Source organism: Leucobacter sp. CX87 (genome assembly GCF_018682295.1).
Taxonomy (GTDB): Bacteria; Actinomycetota; Actinomycetes; order Actinomycetales; family Microbacteriaceae; genus Cx-87.
On sequence record NZ_JAFIRI010000001.1, the window covers coordinates 322,327 to 339,461 of the forward strand.

The window sequence follows — 17,135 nt, forward strand, 5'->3', positions numbered from 1 at the left end:
AATGGGAAGCTGTGGCAGTGGCTCGATGACCCGTTCCTTCTGAAGGGAAGAAATTCGCGTGTCCGGCCGTTGTTTAGATTACTGCACTGTTGCGGAGAACCCGGTGTGCGCTACGCGCCGAGCTGGGTCGGATCCCTCCGACTCAGTGCGGGTTGCTCCCCCCAGCGAGATCCAGAAGAGGGAAGAGGATGCCAGACGTTCTGATTGATCGTCCTGAACTCGAAGGTTTGGGCACATACGAATTTGGTTGGCACGACTCGGATATCGCTGGTGCCACCGCGAAACGCGGACTCAGCGATGCCGTCGTGAAGAACATCTCCGCCTTGAAAGACGAGCCGGCGTGGATGCTCGAGCGTCGCATGAAGGCGCTGCAGATCTTCGGCCGGAAGCCGATGCCCACTTGGGGTGCGGACCTGTCGGGGATTGACTTCGACAACATCAAGTACTTCGTTCGTTCGACTGAGAAGCAGGCGACGACCTGGGAGGAACTCCCGGACGAGATTAAGAACACGTACGAAAAGCTCGGCATCCCCGAGGCGGAGCGTCAGCGCCTCGTTGCCGGCGTTGCGGCTCAGTACGAGTCCGAGGTCGTCTATCACCAGATCCGCGAGGATCTGGAGGAGCAGGGCGTGCTCTTCCTCGACACCGACACCGCGCTGCGCGAGCACCCCGAGATCTTCCAGGAGTACTTCGGCAGCGTCATTCCGTCGGGCGACAACAAGTTCGCGGCCCTGAACACCGCTGTGTGGTCGGGTGGCTCGTTCGTGTACGTCCCGAAGGGTGTCCACGTCGAGATCCCGCTGCAGGCGTACTTCCGTATCAACACGGAGAACATGGGCCAGTTCGAGCGCACGCTGATCATCGCCGACGAGGGCAGCTACGTGCACTACATCGAGGGCTGCACGGCCCCGATCTACAGCTCTGACTCGCTGCACTCGGCGGTCGTGGAGATCATCGTGAAGAAGAACGCTCGCGTTCGCTACACCACGATCCAGAACTGGTCGACGAACGTCTACAACTTGGTCACGAAGCGCGCGATTGCTGAAGAGGGCGCCATCATGGAGTGGGTCGATGGCAACATCGGCTCGAAGGTCACCATGAAGTACCCCTCGATCTACCTCACCGGCGAGCACGCCAAGGGCGAGACGCTCTCGGTCGCCTTTGCCGGCCCCGGCCAGCACCAGGACGCGGGCGCCAAGATGGTGCACCTCGCCCCGCACACGACGTCTTCGATCCTGTCGAAGTCGATCGCGCGTGGCGGCGGCCGCACCGGCTATCGCGGCGAGATCCGCATTGAAGCTGGCGCGCACCACGCCGCCAACTCGGTGGTCTGTGACGCATTGCTCGTTGACCGCATCTCTCGCTCTGACACCTATCCGGCGATCGACATTCGCACGGACGACGCGGTGCTCGGGCACGAGGCGACGGTTTCGCGTGTGAGCGAAGACCAGCTCTTCTACCTCATGAGCCGCGGAATGACGGAAGAAGAAGGCATGGCAATGATCGTCCGTGGCTTCATCGAGCCGATCGCCCGCGAGCTCCCCATGGAATACGCCCTCGAACTGAACAAGCTCATCGAGATGGGCATGGAAGGATCCGTCGGATAATGACGATCGTTGATACGACCGCCGAGACCGCACAGCACGGCCTGAAGGCGCACTCGGACGGCGGATGGGATCGCAAGGTGCCCGTGCAGACGCGTTCCGAGCGATTCACCTCGACCGATGTTGCAGACTTCCCGATCGTTACGGGTCGCGAGGCGAACTGGAAGTTCAGCCCCATCAAGAAGCTCGACGCGCTCCTGAACGGTGAGCTTGACGGAAGCCGCACCCCGGTGACCGTTTCCGAGGCCGAGGGCATCTCGCACGAATGGATTGCTCGCGATGACGCCCGTATCGGCCGCGCCGGCACCCCGGAGGAGCGCGGCGCAGCCGCTGCTTGGTCGGCGTTCGGCGAGGCTCTCCTCATCACCGTGAGCGGTGAAGAGGAGAGCACCGTCGTGGTGACCCGAGACTCACTCGGGACCGCCGCTCGCGCGGCGCACCTCGTCATCGAGTCGACGCCGTTCTCGCGCGGCCTCGTCATCCTCGAGCACACGGGCGAAGCCCTGCTCTCGGAGAACGTCGAGATCGTGCTGGGCGACGAGTCCAAGCTCACCGTGGTTTCGGTGCAGCAGTGGGGCGACGCGGCAACGCACCTGTCGAGCCACTACGCCACGATTGGCCGCAACGCTGAGCTGACCCACATCGTGGTGTCGCTGGGCGGCGAGACCGTTCGCCTGAATCCGTCGTTCCACCTCGATCACGAGGGCGCTGGCATCGAGGCACTCGGCGCGTACTTCGCTGACGCCGGTCAGCACCTCGAGCAGCAGGTCTACGTCGACCACCTCTCGCCGCACACGCGCAGCCGCGTCACCTACAAGGGCGCGTTGCAGGGCGAAGGTGCGCGCACCGTCTGGATCGGCGATGTGCTGATCCGGCGCAGCGCCGAGGGCACCGACAGCTACGAGCAGAACCGCAACCTTGTGCTCTCACCGGGCACCCGTGCGGACTCGATTCCGAACCTGGAGATCGAGACCGGAGACATCGAGGGTGCCGGCCACGCCAGCGCCACCGGCCGGTTCGACGATGAGCACCTGTTCTACCTCATGAGCCGCGGCATCTCGGAGGAGGAGGCACGCAAGCTCGTCGTGCGTGGCTTCCTGCTCGAGGTCATTAACCAGATCGGTCACCCCGCAACGGAAGCGCGCCTGCAGGCAGCAATCGAGGCGGAGCTCGAAGAGGGCGTGTACTAGATGGCGCGCACCCAAGTGCTGCCGGTTGCCGACCTCGTGCAGGATCAACCCATCAAGGTTGAGCTCGGCGGAGTCGACATCGCGGTAGTGCTCGACAATCAGGGTGAGGTGCACGCGATCGGGGACACCTGTTCGCACGGCCAGATCAGCCTGTCTGAGGGATTCATCGAGGGCGACACGCTCGAGTGCTGGGCCCACGGCTCGGCGTTCTCGCTGCGCACCGGCGTCCCGCAGAACCTGCCGGCCTACGAGCCGGTTCCCGTGTACGTCGTCGAGATCGAAGACGGATACGTGTACATTGACCCCACTGTTACGAAAGAGATCACCACATGAGTTCCGTTCTTGAGATCAAGGACCTGCACGTCAGCGTTGAGACCGATCAGGGAATGAAGCAGATCCTGCGCGGCGTCGACCTCACGATCAAGCAGGGCGAGACGCACGCCGTCATGGGCCCCAACGGCTCGGGCAAGTCGACGCTCGCGTACACGATCGCCGGCCACCCTCGCTACATCGTTGACAGCGGATCGATTCTGCTCGACGGCGAAGAGGTCACCGAGATGAGCGTTGACGAGCGCGCCAAGGCGGGGCTCTTCCTCGCAATGCAGTATCCGGTCGAGATCCCGGGCGTCACCAACGCCAACTTCCTGCGCACCGCCAAGACGGCCATCGAGGGCGAAGCGCCCGCGATCCGTGGCTGGATGAAGCAGGTTCGCGGCGCCATGGAGAACCTCCGCATGGACTCGTCCTTCGCGGAGCGCAACGTCAACGAGGGCTTCTCGGGCGGCGAGAAGAAGCGCAACGAGATCCTGCAGATGGAGCTCCTCACGCCGAAGTTCGGTGTCCTCGACGAGACCGATTCGGGCCTCGACGTCGACGCGCTGAAGATCGTTTCTGAGGGCGTCAACCGCGCCAAGGACAGCACCGGTCTCGGCCTGCTGCTCATCACGCACTACACGCGCATTCTCCGCTACATCAAGCCGGACTTCGTGCACGTGTTTGTGAACGGCAAGATCGCTGAGCAGGGTGGCCCCGAGCTCGCAGATCGTCTCGAGTCGGAGGGCTACGACCGCTTCCTGACCGAGGACGCGCAGGCCTAATCATGACGACGTTGACGATCGACCCGGAGTTCCGCGAGCAGGCGCTCGAGGCACTCAAGGAGGTCTCTGACCCCGAGCTCGGTGTGAACATCGTCGACCTTGGCCTGATCTACGATCTCGCCTTCGACGAGGAGCACGACGCGCTGGTCATCAGCATGACGCTCACGAGCGCCGGCTGCCCTCTGACCGACGTGATCGAGGCCGATATCGCCGAGTCGCTGGACGGACTCGTCACAGCCTTCCGCATCAACTGGGTGTGGATGCCGCCGTGGACGCCGCAGCGCATCACCGATGACGGCCGCGACATGATGAGAGCGTTGGGCTTCAGCATCTAACAGCCCAGTGGGCATCAGAGTGGGGCGGGTTCTGCCGAGAGGCGGAGCCCGCCCCACTCCTTTGGGACGATAGGCCGAATCGAACGAGGGGCTTTGGGGAGCTTCTGAATGGCAACGTTTTCAGTGGATTACACGCAACTCAGCATGGCGGCTGAGCTCCTCGATCGTCAGCGAGTACACAGCGAGAAACTGAAACAGTACCTGGATGCGCAGTGCCGGTTGGAGGCGTCCTCGTTCGGCTTTCTGTTGCAACTGCTGCACCCGGTCAACGGCCTGGTGGTTGATGCCGGAAAATACGGCGCCACGCTGATCGGCGATGCGTCACGCTGGGCCGGCCAGAACACGCGCGCGTCGCTCAACTCCTACCTCGATGCAGATCGTGAAGCGTATGCCGAAGCAAATGCGCTCCTGCGCCAGCTGGGCACGGGCGCTTCTCCTTTTCCTGTTTCTCCTTCAGACTTCCCCCGATTGGGTGGGGCAGCCTCCAGCGCGGACGCGGACTACGGCACGTCTCGCTCCGCGAAGCCACTCGACTTCGACTACATCCTGACCGCGGCTGATTCTGCCTCCGAGGGAGCGGATCTTGTCTCCCACGCTGTAGCTACCACGGTCGATCGGCTCTCTCATATGACCGGTCGCGGGGGAGTGGTCGAGCGCTCGGATCCCAGTAGCTATCTCGTCGCGCCGGAGACGAAAACGGACAACTTCGTCGAAGAGCTCCGCTGGAATGCCGGCCTGATCCTCGGTTCAATTGATTGGGTGCTCGACCAAATTTTGGGCTACAGCGTGCTCGAAGAGTATGTCCTGAAGCCGTTCGGCGGCGATTGGCAAGCCATCGGCCGCGCCTCGGCCGCGTGGGGCCATGGCGGCCAAAATCTCATGGAGACCGCTGGCAACTTCTCGGGACTTCCCGGACAAACAAGCGGCTGGGTCGGAGATGCGGCGAACGCCTACCAACTGGTGATGGCAGCGATGAGCGCCGCCACTGTGGCCCTGAGCTACGCCTACGATGCAGTCTCGGGCATGGTCGATCTTGTCGTCACCGCCGCGCGGCTCGCCTGCGCTGCGGTCGCATCAGCGATTGGCTTGATCGAGACGATCGTGCTGCTCATCATTCCGCAGCTCACTGTTCCGGTCGCCGGCTGGATCACGGCGACCGTCACGGCAATGACCCAGATTCGGCAGGTGTTGATGATCGTCAAAGGCATCAACATGGCGATCAACGCATTGATGGACGCGATCAACGAGTTCATCGCTGCACGGGAGAAGATCGCGCAGGCTGCGTTCATGGCCGAGGATCTGGTGAATAGCGTTGTGACACGGGCGGTGCGCGCGTGAACTTCGAAGACGCGCAGGAGCGCATGCGGGCGGCAATCGATTCACTGCACGCACTCTCGGCCTCACTCGCCGAGCAGCTTGCGGAGCAGCGGAGTGAGCAGGAGCGGGCCAACGAGGAGACCGCCAAGCTCAATCGAAGTGGAGCGCGCGGGAGAGACTGGCAAGTACTCCAGAGCCGGATCGATCTGAATCAGACCACGCTCAATGAGGTTTTGCGGGGCGAAGATACGTCCGCGGAAGCGGTGCGCGTGCGGAAGCTCCTGCGTGGGAACATCGATCAGCTCAATGAGCGAATGGATAGGCTCACAGAGGAAGACCCTGATGAGGCCTCGCCGCGCGCTGAGGCAGAGGAGATGCTCGAGCAGATGCAGCAGCGAGTTCGCGATTTCCAGCAGCGATTCGGAACGGTGTAGGTGACCCATGCTCAACGTAGATTCGTCTTCCCTTGAGGCTGCTGTGGCGACGCTTCGCGTTGCGGCGAGCGAGATAGCGGCCGAGCTTGCTGCCCTTGAGTCGCGCTCTGCCGTACTCGCTGTCGCTTGGTCCGGTGACGCCCAGCTCGCGTATGCAGACGCACACCGCCGGTGGAGCACCGGCTTGAACGAGATGCGTGGGCTACTTGATTCCGCAAGCGACGCGGCAGCCGCGGCGCAGGAACGATACGTCGCAACTGAGCGCAGTATTGCCTCTTCCTGGAGTCTGTAGCAGAAATGGTCAATTCGCTAGAGTTCGGGCGCACCGTGCACGCCGGCGCAACGACCGACGCTGCGCTGCCGGTCATTATTGCCTCCCTTGTGCAGAGTGGCTACAAGTTGGATTCCGCGCCGCACACGCTCCCGGTACAACTGCGATGGGGCTCGCTCGCCCTCAACATCGCCGGCCAGGTGTCCGCTGATTTCTTGCCAATCGCCCTCATTCCAGGTTTCTGGAAGAAGTCGATGCCCGCGAGAGTCACGGTCTCAGAGATAGGTTCGGACGCTACCGGGATCTTCTTCCGCATCGACTCCAAGCCGCTGCTGCCCGCGGGCAACTTCGCCACCCCTCACTTCACCAAGCACGTCGATGCCGTGGTAACCGCCCTGCAGCAAGCGGGCATCCCCTCCGGAGCGTGGCCAGTCTCCGAGACGCCTCGGCCCGATACAGCGAACTAGCGCGGGCGCGGGACTGCTTCAGAGCGATGCCTCGGTTATTCTGGCCGCATGACCGAGACTGACCGGAGCGATTCGACCTCCGATTCACGTATCGTGCCGAAGCTGCTCGACTACTTGGCCACAATTGCGCCCGAGACTGCCGCATTCGCGCAGCTCTTGATCGATGACGGCGGTGCGGTTCGTTCGGCCTGGGGCCCGGAGCAGATGGCGGTCTGGGATCTGGTGATCCGACGCGGCAACTGGCTCGTGCGCTTTCACTGCGAGCGAGGCATTGCGGACCAGGTAGCCGTCGCACGGGCGACGAATCCGCTGCCTCGGTTCGATGATTACGGCCCGATCGGCCTCGCGATATTCGCATGGGCGCGAGCAGCTAGGAAGCCGTTTCGGCTTTCCATACCGGTAGATTTCGATCACAACCTGGTGGACTATGGCCGCGCTGCACTGGACTGGCTCGACGAGGGTCACGAGGAGACGCTTCAGCGCGTGTCCCGCGTCTACCGCGAGTCCCTGAACGGTAATTACAGACTCGATGCAGACGCCCACCCAGCGCTCCAGCTCGCCACGATTGCCGCCATGGAGGCCGCAGTAGCCGGGTGATACTCGGAATCACTTCCCGCCCCGTGGTGCTGGAATCAAGGACCGCCCTACTCAGCGGCAGTATCCGCATGCGGAGCCCGGCGGCGGACGACAAGCAGCGCACCCACACCGCCGAGAGCGACCATCAGCGCAACGACCGACACCGGCACGAAGTTTCGCTCTCCAGCCTCAGCGAGCAGTCGCACGCTCGCGGACTGTGCCGAATGCACGCTCTCGGCACCCGCCTCGATTCGATGTGGGACTTGAGGTGCGACCAGGCCACTGGTCGACATCGGCGCCTCTGTCTGCGCCGGGACCACAGGTTCGACCGGCTCCAGGTCAACTGGCACAACCGCGCAGTCCTTCGTGAGTGTCCCTGAGACAGAGCCGATCATGTTCCCGTTGATGATGAACATCACGACGGCCTTCGTCGCGGTTGCCGGCAGTCCGCTCACCGTCAATAGCGCATTTCCGTTTGCGTCGACGACCGCACTGGTACTCAGCGGCAGATTCGGTGTTGAGATGGACCCGTCGGCATACTCCAGGATCGCGCGGTCGCCACCGGTGATGACTGCCGTGCCATCGGTGATCGCCTGCCAAGCGCCAATGTTCCAGGTCGCCGATTTTGTGTGCACGTCGAGGCAGGTCTCGCTGACCAACGCAGTGATCGACGGCGCAGACGCCTGTGCGGGGGTACTGAGCATCAGTGCGCCAACTCCGGCAAGCGTCAATGCCGCTGCAACGTTGATCCGCATGCGCAGACGGCGCTGTTGTTGAACTCTCATGTGTCCTGCCTTTGTTCGTGTACGCGTGGTTGAGTCAAGTACTTCACCACGAAGAGCGATGAGCCGACGAAATGTGACGCGGAAATGGCGCTCAACTTTTCGCCTCGCCGCCCGAGGCGCCGGTGCGCCGAGCCGCGCAGCCACCACGCAGCGTCATCGAGTAGACTGGGGCGGTTGTCCACCCGGATTCGGCGCTGCCGGCGGGGGAGGACCCTCATGCCAGGAGTCGCGTCTGCTCGATTTCGACTTTGCCCGTTGGTTTAACGCATCAGTAGAGCGCTCACAAGGAGTTCATCAGTGATTACCGTCGAGAATCTCGCCATTGACGTCGGCGCACGCCGCCTGATGTCGGGTGTCGAGTTCCGCGTCAACCCCGGCGACAAGATCGGACTCGTGGGGCGCAACGGCGCCGGAAAGACGACCCTGACGCGCACGCTCTCCGGCGAGCTCGAGCCCGCAGAAGGCTCGGTCAAGGTCAACGGTGAGCTCGGCTTCCTCCCGCAGGATCCGCGCACCGGCGACCCCACGCAGATTGCACGCAACCGCATCCTCGACGCGCGCGGCCTCGGCACGATCTCCGAGCAGATGACACAGGCCACCCTCGACATGGCGTCGGACGACCCCGCCGTGTCCGAGAAGGGCATGAAGCGCTTCGGTAACCTGACCGATCGCTTCCAGACGCTCGGTGGGTACGCCGCCGAGGCAGAGGCCGCGTCCATCGCGAATAACCTCAGCCTGCCGGACCGGATCCTGGACCAGCCGCTCTCGACCCTCTCGGGCGGCCAGCGCCGCCGTATCGAGCTCGCGCGCATCCTCTTCTCGGACGCCGACACGATGATCCTCGATGAGCCCACCAACCACCTCGACGCCGATTCAATCGTCTGGCTGCGCGAGTTCCTGAAGAGCTATCGCGGCGGCGTCATCGTGATCAGCCACGATATCGAGCTCGTGGGGGACACCGTGAACCGGGTCTTCTACCTCGACGGAAACCGCCAGGTCATCGACGTCTACAACATGAACTGGAAACTGTACCTGCGTCAGCGCGCCAGCGACGAGGAGCGTCGCCGCAAGGAACGCACGAACGTCGAAAAGAAGGCGACTGCGCTGCAGGATCAGGCCGCGCGCTTCGGCGCGAAGGCCTCGAAGGCGGCCTCCGCTCACCAGATGGTCGCGCGCGCCGAGAAGATGCTGTCGAGCCTCGAAGAGGTGCGCCAGGTCGAGCGGGTCGCCAAGCTCCGTTTCCCGGACCCGTCGCCCTGCGGCAAGACCCCGCTCATGGGACGCGGTCTCTCCAAGTCGTACGGCTCGCTCGAGATTTTCGCCGGCGTCGACCTGGCGATCGACCGCGGCTCGAAGGTCGTGATCCTGGGCCTGAACGGCGCGGGCAAGACGACCCTGCTGCGTATTCTGGCAGGCGTTGACGAGGCCGACACCGGTGAGATCATCGCCGGCAACGGCCTGAAGGTCGGCTACTACGCGCAGGAGCACGAGACGCTCGACGTCAAAGCCAGTGTGTTGCACAACATGGTGGGTGTGTCGCAGCACCTGACTGAGACTGAGGCCCGCCGCGTGCTGGGTTCGTTCCTGTTCACCGGCGATGATGTGCACAAGCCGGCCGGTGTGCTGTCCGGTGGCGAGAAGACCCGTCTCGCGCTCGCGATGCTCGTCGTGTCAAGCGCGAACGTGCTGCTGCTTGACGAGCCCACGAACAACCTCGACCCGGCCAGCCGCGAAGAGATCCTGGATGCCCTCGCGCACTTCAGCGGAGCCGTCGTGCTCGTCAGCCACGACTCTGGTGCCGTGGAGGCGCTGAACCCCGAGCGCGTGCTCATCATGCCCGAGGGCACTGAGGACCACTGGGCAAAGGACTACCTGGACCTCATCGAGCTCGCCTAGAAACGGTGTGAGCGCCAAGACGCCCTGCCTGACGCTGTGCCCTCATCGGCTCAGTGATCGAGCAGGGCGTCTTCTTCGTCTGCGTCACTCGGGCCCCGGCGACGCTTGCGTTCAGCGAGACGTTCGTCGTCTCGGCGAACGGCGGCGCTGCCAGCGTTGAGGGTGCGGTATTCCTGGCGCGCGGCGTACCCAACGCCCGTCGCGGCGATGATGATGAACACGTACCACTGCAACGCGTAGGAAAGGTGGGGGCCTTCATCGCGCTCGGGGCGCGGAGGAAGCGCACCGTGTTCCGCTTCGGGCGACTCAGAGACGAGCACCCCATAGGCGCCGGTGTAACTCGGCGCGTCGACGAGGCGAGCGAGCTCGGGAAGGTGGATGCTCGGGACCGTGCGTCCGGCGGTTTCCCGCCCGTCGGTGAGCGGCTCGCTGCCGCGCAGGCGCGCGTGCAGGGTGACCGTTCCCTCGGGCGAGGCCGGCACGGACTCGGGAGTCTGCGGGTCGCTGCCCGGCGCAAGCCAGCCGCGATCCACAAACAGGATCGTTCCGTCCTCGGTCTCAAACGGAACGAGCAGGTTCGTCCCGACGAGCTGCTGATTGGGGCGGTTACGTGCCAGGAAGTACTCGTCGAGGTAGTGGCCCGTCGTCTCGACCGTGAGCCACTTATTCGCGTTCTCGTCGTACCCGGCGGGGTCGGGGAGCGCGTCTGCGATCGGGACCGCGGCGGCATCGTAGTTCTGGTCGATGCGGTTGATCTCGTCGCGCGCTTCTGCGCGGCGCTCGAACTGCCAGTTGCCCAGCAGCACGCAGATGACCGAGAACAACAGCAGCATCGCGAAGTACCCGAGCCATCGCCTCGAGCCGAGAAACGACCAGCCAATCGGCCCGTCAGGGGACTCGGTCTCGAGTGGCGCCTCGGGTGCCTGGGTGACGTTCACGCGTCGTGCTCCTTCAGATCCGTGCCGGTCGACGCGCTGTCGAGTGCGGACACGGGAACTACGTGCAGGGGAAAGTCTCGTGCAGCGAGGAATTCCTCGAGCACTGAACGGTGTGCCTCGCAGGCGAGCCACGTCTTGCGGCGATCCTGCGAGTGAATCTTGGGGTTGCGCCATTCGATCGCCCAGTCAGCACGGTCGCGGCACCCAGCGCGCGAGCACCGCACACCGCCGTCTACCTCGCCACCGAGCATCCCGAGGGCGCTCATCGGGCAGCCTCACCGGGTTCGGGCATGCTCTCAGTGGGCACGTGTGTCGGGGGAGGGGACGGCGTCTCGCTCCGTGCGCTCGATCGGCGCTCCGCAGGGGCATCGACCACGATGAGGAGCGGCCCTGCCGCCTCGCCGGGCTCGGGAGGTTCGCCGGGCGCTCCGGTGAGCGCCTGCGGCGTCATCTCTGCCGGCGCCGAGCCCTCTCGGCTGCCGATCGCGTTGCCAATCATGACGGCAAAGTACGGGAGCAGGATCGCGCCGAGGGCGGGAATGATGATCCACCAACCGCGCACGAACGCGAGCGAGGCGACGCACAGCAGCCGCAGACTCATCGCGACGTAGTAGGAGCGCATGCGCCGCGAACGCTCCTCTGCGGGCGTTTCGCCGACGGAAGTGACGAGGTACTCGGTCGGGGCGTCCGAGGCATGAGATCTCCGGGACGTGCCTCCAGTGAACCGTGCGCCGCTACTGGCGGCGCCACCGGTTTCTGCGCATTCAACCATCGGCGCATGTCCCCATTTCTGTCGACCACAGCCTACGCGGTGCCGCTGTGCTCTGCCCGAATGAGTACCTGCCGTTCGGTAGGCTGGAGGCCACCTCTCGCGGCACGCGCCCCGGGATCACGCATCGGAAGGACCCTCATGACGCAGCTGGCAGATCAGACCCCGCGCACCGTCGTAGTGACTGGCGGCAACCGCGGCATCGGTTTCGCGATCGCCGAGCGCCTCCTGGCCGACGGGCATCGCGTCGCGGTCACCGCACGCTCAGGGTCCGGCCCCGAGGGCACCCTCACGGTCAGTGCGGATATGTCGGATGCCGCATCGATCGATGCCGCCTTCACGCAAATCGAAGCGGAGTATGGCCCCATTGAGGTCGTCGTCGCGAACGCCGGCATCACCAAGGACACGCTGCTGCTGCGCATGTCGGAGGAAGAGTTCACCAGCGTCATTGACACGAACCTGACGGGCACGTTCCGCGTCGTGAAGCGCGCGGCAAAGGGGCTTCTGAAGCAGCGCTTCGGGCGCGTCATCCTGATCTCAAGCGTCGTCGGCCTCTACGGCTCGGCAGGGCAGATCAATTACGCGTCGTCAAAAGCAGCCCTGATCGGCTTTGCACGTTCGCTCACGCGCGAGCTCGGCAGCCGCGGAATCACCGCCAACGTCATCGCGCCGGGCTTCATCGAGACGGACATGACCGCAGCGCTTCCCGAGGCGCAGCAGAAGCAGTATCTCGCTTCGATTCCGGCGGGGCGGTTCGGCCAGGTCTCGGAGATCGCCAACACGGCATCGTGGCTCGCAAGCGACCAGGCCGGATACATCTCCGGCGCGGTCATTCCCGTGGACGGCGGCCTCGGAATGGGGCATTAGCCCCTCGCCAACAGTTCCTAAGAGTTGCTCAGGCGATCGAGCAGCGGGATGACGAGCGAGAGATCATTCTCAACCTCAACATCGGCGCGCTCGCGCACGATCGGCTTCGCGTTGTAGGCGACTGAAAGCCCCGCGACGGCCATCATGGCGAGGTCGTTCGCGCCGTCACCGATCGCCACCGTCGCGCTGAGCGGAATGTTCGCGGCGCTGGCCCACTCAGTCAGTGCCGCGGCCTTCGCCTCAGCGTCGACGATGGGTCCGCTTACTCGCCCCGTCAGGCGGCCGTCGGTCACCTCGAGCCGGTTGGCCCGCCAATGGTCCAGGCCAAGATCGGCGGCGAGCGGGTCGAGCACCTCGTGAAAGCCTCCCGAGACCACACCCACCAGGCCTCCCCGCGCGTGCACCTCGGCGACCAGCGCGTCGATGCCCGCGCTCTTACGCACCTTGCCGTAGGCCTCGGCAAAGACGGTGTCGGGTGTTCCGGCCAGCGTCGCCACGCGCTCGCGCAGGCTCTCGGCAAAGTCAAGCTCGCCGCGCATCGCACGCTCGGTCACCTCCGCCACCTCGGCGCGCGTGCCGGCGGACTCGGCGAGGAGTTCGATTACCTCGTCCTGGATGGTGGTCGAGTCGCAGTCAAGGACGACGAGGGGGCGCACGGCTGCCGGTGAAGTCATGCCTTCCAGTCTAGGGATCTCCGCGACCCACCTCGCGGCACACGGCACCCACACACGCGCTCGGCGCTAAGCTGAAACCCATGGTCACAGTGCTGCGTTTCACCGATGTCTCCTATATTCGCGACGGCAGAGCCATCCTCGACGGACTGAACTGGACGGTGAATAGCGACGAACGTTGGGTCGTGCTGGGCCCGAATGGTGCGGGCAAGACGACCGCGCTCGGAATGGCGACCGCCCAGACCTTCCCCACGCGGGGCACCGTCGACGTACTCGATGAGCGCCTCGGCAAGGTGGACGTGTTCGAGCTCCGCAACCGGATCGGCTTCGCCTCGTCGGCCCACGCGCGGCTCATCCCCGCAAATGAGTCGGTGCGTGATGTCGTCCTCACCGCCGCGTACTCGGTCTCGGGCCGCTGGAACGAGCAGTACGACAGCCTCGACCTGCGACAGGCCGAGCGCGTGTTGGCCGAGTGGGACCTGCTGCACCTCGCCGATCGCACGTTCGGCACGCTCAGCGATGGCGAGCGCAAGCGCGCGATGATCGCGCGCGCCGTCATGACCGACCCCGAGCTTCTGCTCCTCGACGAGCCGAGCGCCAGCCTCGACCTCGGGTCGCGAGAACGACTGATGCAAGCGTTGTCTAGCTTTGCCCAGTCGCCGAGTTCACCGGCCATGGTGATGGTGACTCACCACGTTGAGGAGATTCCGCCGGGCTTCACGCACGTGCTCATGCTTCGCGACGGGATCGTCACCGCGAACGGCCCGCTGTCCGAAGCCCTCACCGCCGACACGCTTGAGGCGACATTCGGTCTGCCTTTTGCCCTGACGATGAGCAACGGTCGATACTCGGCCGTGGCGCGCGACTAATTTGCTCGCGTAATCTGCTAAACTCTGTATTTGGCGCCCGTGCGCTTCAAGACTTCCGTGCGCGCCGCGCACCTCAGCTCCATCACGCAGTCACAACTCGAAGGATCCCGATGAAGACCGAAACTCACCCCGAATACAACGCGATCGTCTTCCGCGACCTCGCATCGGGCGCAACGTTCCTGACCCGCTCGACCCTGGGCAGCAGCAAGACCATCGAGCTCGACGGCGAGACCTACCCGCTGATCGACGTCGAGATCTCCAGCGAGTCGCACCCGTTCTACACGGGCAAGCAGCGCATCATGGACTCGGCCGGCCGCATCGAGAAGTTCAACGAGCGCTTCAAGGGCTTCGGCGCCTAAAGCCAGCAGGTTTCGCAAACGGGCGGTTCCCTTCGGGGGGCCGCCCGTTTGTCGTTTTCGAGGCTCGGTACGACAGGGGATAATCGCCAACCCCGCGGCGGCCAGGCGACGTCCGCCCGGCCGCCGACCTTCCCTTAACGAAGAGGCCAGCCGCCCTCGACCACCGCCGCTGGATCTTTCACCCGCCGCAGGTATTCCTGCAGCCCGGCCGCCTGCGTGGCGGCCCACGTCACTTGCGCGTCGTGGAGCGCGGTGAGCTCTTCGGGGAGGTCCGCGGCATAGCGGGTAGCGATGGCTTGGAGCACCCGCCCCGCGGCAATTGCGTCCTCGCCCGCGTCGTGCGCAGCCTCGAGCGACACGCCGTAGTGCTCCGCGGCGGCCGTCAACGTACGCTTTCCCTTGCGGTATCGATCGACCTGCTTGTCGATCACGAGGGGATCAAGCACCGGGGCGAGGGCCGCCGGCCAGGCGACGCTGTGACGCGCGGCCTCGGCGCGCACCAGCGTGAGGTCAAACGGGGCGTTGTACGCGACAATCGGGAAACCGCGTTCACCCATCGAGGCAAGCTGGGCCACGATCTGGGCGATTCCCACCGCTGCATCGGTGCCGTTGGCACGCGCGACCTCGGTCGTGATGCCGTGAATTTCGGCCGCGCTCGCGGGAATATCTACTCCCGGGTCAAGCAGCCAGTCGTAGCGCTCAAGCACTTCGCCATTTGCCCCCAAAAGCGCCACCGTCGCGCTGACCACTCGGGAGTGCTCGGGAGAGATCCCGGTCGTCTCGGTGTCGAATACGGCCAATCGTTCGGCCCACAGGGGCAGCTTCGCGGTCATCGCGTTCCTTTCAACATACTTCGATGCTATCCGGCACCGCCCACAGCACCGGGGCGCCCACAGCCGCGGCGCGACGCTCCTCGATAGAATCGGCGAGTGAGTAGCCCCCGCGAGATTGAGATCGACGTCCTCGGCGCCCCCACCTTCGCTTGGGAGTATGGCGAACCAGCGGGGGAACCGCTCGTGCTCGTGCACGGTTTCCGCGGCGATCATCACGGGCTCCAGGGGATCGCCGAGCGCCTGCGGCGCGCGCGCGTCATCGTCCCCGACCTTCCCGGTTTCGGGCGCAGCCCAGCGCTTCCCGGACGCGAGCACACGCTCGAGACCTACGCGGAGTGGCTGCGCGCGTTCTCTGACGCAGTCGCGCCTGAGGGAAGCTCGGTACTGGGCCACTCCTTCGGGTCGCTCGTCGTGTCCGCCGCCGTCGCGAGCGGCCTCGCCCCGCGCCGGCTCATCCTGATCAACCCAATTTCTACGCCGGCCCTCGAGGGGCCACGCAGGATCCTCACCCAGGGCGCGATCGCGTACTACCGGCTCGGCGACGCGCTTCCCGAGCGCGCGGGGCATGCCCTCCTCGCCAACCGCCTGATGGTCCGTGTGATGAGCGAAACCATGGCGAAGACCCGAGATCCCGAACTACGCAACTGGATTCACGATCAGCACAATCAGTATTTCAGCGAGTTTTCTGACAAGCGCACGCTGCTCGAGGCCTTTCGCGCCTCCGTCTCGCATACGGTCGGCGAGTTTTCCGACGCATTCACCATGCCCACGTTGCTCATCACGGGTGACCGGGACGATCTCACCCCGCTTCGCGCGCAGCTCGAGCTGCAACGACGGGTCCCCGGGGCTGAGCTCAAGATCACTCCCGGAGTCGGACACCTCGTCCATTACGAGGCAGTAGGAGACGCAGCGGAGTGGGTCACGGAATTCATGGCTCAGGCGGATCCTGCCCAGCCCGAAGCTACAACTGAGACGCACGAGGCCGCTGTATGAGAATCGAGCGCATCGCCGACCTGCACCGCCCAGAGCTGGCCGACTACACGAGCCTCACCGACGTCAAGCTGCGCCGCGTGCGCGAACCCGCGGAGGGCCTGTACCTCGCGGAGTCGCCGAAGGTCATTGAGCGGGCGCTCAGGGCGGGGCACCAGCCGAGGTCGCTCCTCCTGCTCGAAGAGTGGATTCCGCAGGTCGCACCCTTGCTCGAGGCGTTCCCCGATGTCCCGGTGTTCGTAGGGGAGTCCGCGCAGCTCGAGGAGCTCACCGGGTTTCATATGCACCGCGGGGCGCTCGCCTCGATGCACCGTCCAGACGAGCGTTCAGTGGCGGATCTTCTCGCCTCGTCTCGTCGCGTGGTGATTCTCGAGGACCTCGTCGATCACACCAATGTTGGCGCGATTTTTCGCTCCGTCGCTGCCCTGGGCGCGGACGCCGTGCTGCTCAGCCCGCGCTGCGCCGATCCGCTGTATCGCCGGTCCATTCGCGTCTCGATGGGCGCGGTGCTGCAGGTGCCGTGGGCGCGCCTGCCCTTGTGGAACGAGGCGAGCCCGCTGCTACGAGACGCTGGATACACGGTCGCGGCGCTTGCCTTGAGCGATGCCGCCGTGGACCTCGCCGATTTTGTGAACGACAGCCCTGAGCGACTTGCGCTGCTCTTTGGCACCGAGGGGCAGGGGCTCAGCCCGCGCGCGCTCGCGGCCGCGGACACGGTCGTGACGATCCCGATGGCACACGGCGTCGATTCGTTGAACGTCGCGACCGCCGCGGCAGTCGTGCTCTGGGGCGTGCAGGCGGGTGCACGAAACCGGCACCGGTGACTCTCGTCCCCGGCGCCGGTCCACAGCGCACCGCGGCGAATGC

General features: G+C 64.9%; 22 protein-coding genes. 15 read left to right on the forward strand and 7 right to left on the reverse strand.

Features of this window, described 5'->3' with window-relative positions; genetic code table 11:
- Positions 1–188 precede the first annotated feature (188 nt).
- From sufB to KOE53_RS01540, 6 genes are all read left to right on the forward strand, one after another.
- Complete coding sequence (sufB, locus tag KOE53_RS01515) at positions 189–1,607, forward strand: Fe-S cluster assembly protein SufB (protein ID WP_188044767.1); 1,419 nt, start codon at positions 189–191, stop codon at positions 1,605–1,607.
- Positions 1,607–2,794: a Fe-S cluster assembly protein SufD gene (gene sufD / locus KOE53_RS01520; RefSeq protein ID WP_188044766.1), complete on the forward strand. Its 1,188-nt coding sequence runs from the start codon at positions 1,607–1,609 to the stop codon at positions 2,792–2,794. Before sufB ends, sufD begins: the two co-directional genes overlap by 1 nt.
- Positions 2,795–3,127 carry a non-heme iron oxygenase ferredoxin subunit gene (locus KOE53_RS01525; RefSeq protein ID WP_188044765.1) on the forward strand — a complete coding sequence of 111 codons (333 nt, stop codon included), beginning with the start codon at positions 2,795–2,797 and terminating at the stop codon, positions 3,125–3,127.
- Positions 3,124–3,891 carry a Fe-S cluster assembly ATPase SufC gene (gene sufC / locus KOE53_RS01530; protein ID WP_188044764.1) on the forward strand — a complete coding sequence of 256 codons (768 nt, stop codon included), beginning with the start codon at positions 3,124–3,126 and terminating at the stop codon, positions 3,889–3,891. Before KOE53_RS01525 ends, sufC begins: the two co-directional genes overlap by 4 nt.
- A 2-nt stretch (positions 3,892–3,893) precedes the next feature.
- Positions 3,894–4,226: a metal-sulfur cluster assembly factor gene (locus tag KOE53_RS01535; RefSeq protein ID WP_188044763.1), complete on the forward strand. Its 333-nt coding sequence runs from the start codon at positions 3,894–3,896 to the stop codon at positions 4,224–4,226.
- 108 nt (positions 4,227–4,334) lie between these two features.
- Entirely contained in the window at positions 4,335–5,564 is a 1,230-nt protein-coding gene (locus KOE53_RS01540) for a hypothetical protein (RefSeq protein ID WP_188057130.1), read from the forward strand.
- A 62-nt stretch (positions 5,565–5,626) separates the two neighbouring features.
- Here the strand turns inward: KOE53_RS01540 and KOE53_RS01545 are convergent, their stop codons facing one another.
- A complete protein-coding gene (locus tag KOE53_RS01545; protein WP_188044761.1) occupies positions 5,627–5,986 on the reverse strand; it encodes a hypothetical protein in 360 nt (119 codons plus the stop codon).
- Between KOE53_RS01545 and KOE53_RS01550 the strand changes: the two genes are divergently transcribed.
- From KOE53_RS01550 to KOE53_RS01560, 3 genes are read left to right on the forward strand one after another with little or no spacing between them, the layout of a single operon-like run.
- A complete protein-coding gene (locus KOE53_RS01550; RefSeq protein ID WP_188044760.1) occupies positions 5,985–6,269 on the forward strand; it encodes a WXG100 family type VII secretion target in 285 nt (94 codons plus the stop codon). The two genes, KOE53_RS01545 and KOE53_RS01550, sit on opposite strands and share 2 nt — an antisense overlap.
- Positions 6,270–6,274: 5 nt before the next feature.
- Positions 6,275–6,715 carry a hypothetical protein gene (locus KOE53_RS01555; protein WP_188057131.1) on the forward strand — a complete coding sequence of 147 codons (441 nt, stop codon included), beginning with the start codon at positions 6,275–6,277 and terminating at the stop codon, positions 6,713–6,715.
- A gap of 48 nt (positions 6,716–6,763) precedes the next feature.
- Positions 6,764–7,312, forward strand: coding sequence for a hypothetical protein (locus KOE53_RS01560; RefSeq protein WP_188057132.1), 549 nt, complete (start codon positions 6,764–6,766; stop codon positions 7,310–7,312).
- A gap of 47 nt (positions 7,313–7,359) precedes the next feature.
- On the opposite strand, the gene KOE53_RS01565 is transcribed toward KOE53_RS01560, so the two are convergent.
- A complete protein-coding gene (locus KOE53_RS01565) occupies positions 7,360–8,076 on the reverse strand; it encodes a hypothetical protein (RefSeq protein ID WP_188057133.1) in 717 nt (238 codons plus the stop codon).
- Positions 8,077–8,421: 345 nt separating this feature from the next.
- On the opposite strand from KOE53_RS01565, the gene KOE53_RS01570 reads away from it, so the two are divergent.
- Positions 8,422–9,972 carry an ABC-F family ATP-binding cassette domain-containing protein gene (locus KOE53_RS01570; protein WP_223160068.1) on the forward strand — a complete coding sequence of 517 codons (1,551 nt, stop codon included), beginning with the start codon at positions 8,422–8,424 and terminating at the stop codon, positions 9,970–9,972.
- 50 nt (positions 9,973–10,022) lie between these two features.
- Here KOE53_RS01570 and KOE53_RS01575 read toward each other — a convergent pair whose 3' ends face one another.
- The 3 genes from KOE53_RS01575 to KOE53_RS01585 are packed head-to-tail and all read right to left on the reverse strand — an operon-like array spanning position 10,023 to position 11,682.
- A complete protein-coding gene (locus KOE53_RS01575) occupies positions 10,023–10,910 on the reverse strand; it encodes an SURF1 family cytochrome oxidase biogenesis protein (protein ID WP_241095591.1) in 888 nt (295 codons plus the stop codon).
- Positions 10,907–11,176, reverse strand: coding sequence for a hypothetical protein (locus KOE53_RS01580; protein ID WP_188044757.1), 270 nt, complete (start codon positions 11,174–11,176; stop codon positions 10,907–10,909). Before KOE53_RS01580 ends, KOE53_RS01575 begins: the two co-directional genes overlap by 4 nt.
- Positions 11,173–11,682 (reverse strand): DUF3099 domain-containing protein, encoded by a 510-nt coding sequence (locus KOE53_RS01585; RefSeq protein ID WP_188057135.1) that lies wholly within the window; start codon positions 11,680–11,682, stop codon positions 11,173–11,175. Before KOE53_RS01585 ends, KOE53_RS01580 begins: the two co-directional genes overlap by 4 nt.
- A 138-nt stretch (positions 11,683–11,820) precedes the next feature.
- Here KOE53_RS01585 and fabG point away from each other — a divergent pair, with 138 nt between their 5' ends.
- Entirely contained in the window at positions 11,821–12,546 is a 726-nt protein-coding gene (gene fabG, locus KOE53_RS01590) for a 3-oxoacyl-ACP reductase FabG (RefSeq protein WP_188057136.1), read from the forward strand.
- Between the two features lie 17 nt (positions 12,547–12,563).
- Here the strand turns inward: fabG and serB are convergent, their stop codons facing one another.
- Positions 12,564–13,220, reverse strand: a complete 657-nt coding sequence (gene serB, locus KOE53_RS01595; protein ID WP_188057137.1) for a phosphoserine phosphatase SerB — start codon at positions 13,218–13,220, stop codon at positions 12,564–12,566.
- 80 nt (positions 13,221–13,300) lie between these two features.
- Here serB and KOE53_RS01600 point away from each other — a divergent pair, with 80 nt between their 5' ends.
- Entirely contained in the window at positions 13,301–14,086 is a 786-nt protein-coding gene (locus tag KOE53_RS01600; protein ID WP_188057138.1) for an ABC transporter ATP-binding protein, read from the forward strand.
- A 110-nt stretch (positions 14,087–14,196) separates the two neighbouring features.
- The gene (locus KOE53_RS01605; RefSeq protein ID WP_188044752.1) at positions 14,197–14,445 is read left to right on the forward strand and encodes a type B 50S ribosomal protein L31; all 249 of its coding nucleotides are present in this window, start codon (positions 14,197–14,199) and stop codon (positions 14,443–14,445) included.
- A gap of 134 nt (positions 14,446–14,579) precedes the next feature.
- Here the strand turns inward: KOE53_RS01605 and KOE53_RS01610 are convergent, their stop codons facing one another.
- Entirely contained in the window at positions 14,580–15,278 is a 699-nt protein-coding gene (locus tag KOE53_RS01610; protein ID WP_188044751.1) for an exonuclease domain-containing protein, read from the reverse strand.
- A gap of 96 nt (positions 15,279–15,374) precedes the next feature.
- On the opposite strand from KOE53_RS01610, the gene KOE53_RS01615 reads away from it, so the two are divergent.
- Positions 15,375–16,271 carry an alpha/beta fold hydrolase gene (locus tag KOE53_RS01615; protein ID WP_353055549.1) on the forward strand — a complete coding sequence of 299 codons (897 nt, stop codon included), beginning with the start codon at positions 15,375–15,377 and terminating at the stop codon, positions 16,269–16,271.
- Positions 16,268–17,092 (forward strand): TrmH family RNA methyltransferase, encoded by an 825-nt coding sequence (locus KOE53_RS01620; RefSeq protein WP_188057139.1) that lies wholly within the window; start codon positions 16,268–16,270, stop codon positions 17,090–17,092. Before KOE53_RS01615 ends, KOE53_RS01620 begins: the two co-directional genes overlap by 4 nt.
- The last annotated feature ends 43 nt before the right edge of the window (positions 17,093–17,135 follow it).

Bases quoted from the DNA above. Each gene is read 5' to 3' on its own strand.
- KOE53_RS01550 (WP_188044760.1), top strand. From the start codon at position 5,985: ATGCTCAACGTAGATTCGTCTTCCCTTGAGGCTGCTGTGGCGACGCTT.
- KOE53_RS01585 (WP_188057135.1), bottom strand. From the start codon at position 11,682: ATGGTTGAATGCGCAGAAACCGGTGGCGCCGCCAGTAGCGGCGCACGG.
- KOE53_RS01605 (WP_188044752.1), top strand. From the start codon at position 14,197: ATGAAGACCGAAACTCACCCCGAATACAACGCGATCGTCTTCCGCGAC.
- sufC (WP_188044764.1), top strand. From the start codon at position 3,124: ATGAGTTCCGTTCTTGAGATCAAGGACCTGCACGTCAGCGTTGAGACC.
- KOE53_RS01560 (WP_188057132.1), top strand. From the start codon at position 6,764: ATGACCGAGACTGACCGGAGCGATTCGACCTCCGATTCACGTATCGTG.
- KOE53_RS01555 (WP_188057131.1), top strand. From the start codon at position 6,275: ATGGTCAATTCGCTAGAGTTCGGGCGCACCGTGCACGCCGGCGCAACG.
- serB (WP_188057137.1), bottom strand. From the start codon at position 13,220: ATGACTTCACCGGCAGCCGTGCGCCCCCTCGTCGTCCTTGACTGCGAC.
- KOE53_RS01570 (WP_223160068.1), top strand. From the start codon at position 8,422: ATGTCGGGTGTCGAGTTCCGCGTCAACCCCGGCGACAAGATCGGACTC.
- KOE53_RS01540 (WP_188057130.1), top strand. From the start codon at position 4,335: ATGGCAACGTTTTCAGTGGATTACACGCAACTCAGCATGGCGGCTGAG.
- fabG (WP_188057136.1), top strand. From the start codon at position 11,821: ATGACGCAGCTGGCAGATCAGACCCCGCGCACCGTCGTAGTGACTGGC.
- sufD (WP_188044766.1), top strand. From the start codon at position 1,607: ATGACGATCGTTGATACGACCGCCGAGACCGCACAGCACGGCCTGAAG.
- KOE53_RS01600 (WP_188057138.1), top strand. From the start codon at position 13,301: ATGGTCACAGTGCTGCGTTTCACCGATGTCTCCTATATTCGCGACGGC.
- sufB (WP_188044767.1), top strand. From the start codon at position 189: ATGCCAGACGTTCTGATTGATCGTCCTGAACTCGAAGGTTTGGGCACA.
- KOE53_RS01535 (WP_188044763.1), top strand. From the start codon at position 3,894: ATGACGACGTTGACGATCGACCCGGAGTTCCGCGAGCAGGCGCTCGAG.
- KOE53_RS01545 (WP_188044761.1), bottom strand. From the start codon at position 5,986: ATGGGTCACCTACACCGTTCCGAATCGCTGCTGGAAATCGCGAACTCG.
- KOE53_RS01525 (WP_188044765.1), top strand. From the start codon at position 2,795: ATGGCGCGCACCCAAGTGCTGCCGGTTGCCGACCTCGTGCAGGATCAA.
- KOE53_RS01620 (WP_188057139.1), top strand. From the start codon at position 16,268: ATGAGAATCGAGCGCATCGCCGACCTGCACCGCCCAGAGCTGGCCGAC.
- KOE53_RS01610 (WP_188044751.1), bottom strand. From the start codon at position 15,278: ATGACCGCGAAGCTGCCCCTGTGGGCCGAACGATTGGCCGTATTCGAC.
- KOE53_RS01565 (WP_188057133.1), bottom strand. From the start codon at position 8,076: ATGAGAGTTCAACAACAGCGCCGTCTGCGCATGCGGATCAACGTTGCA.
- KOE53_RS01580 (WP_188044757.1), bottom strand. From the start codon at position 11,176: ATGAGCGCCCTCGGGATGCTCGGTGGCGAGGTAGACGGCGGTGTGCGG.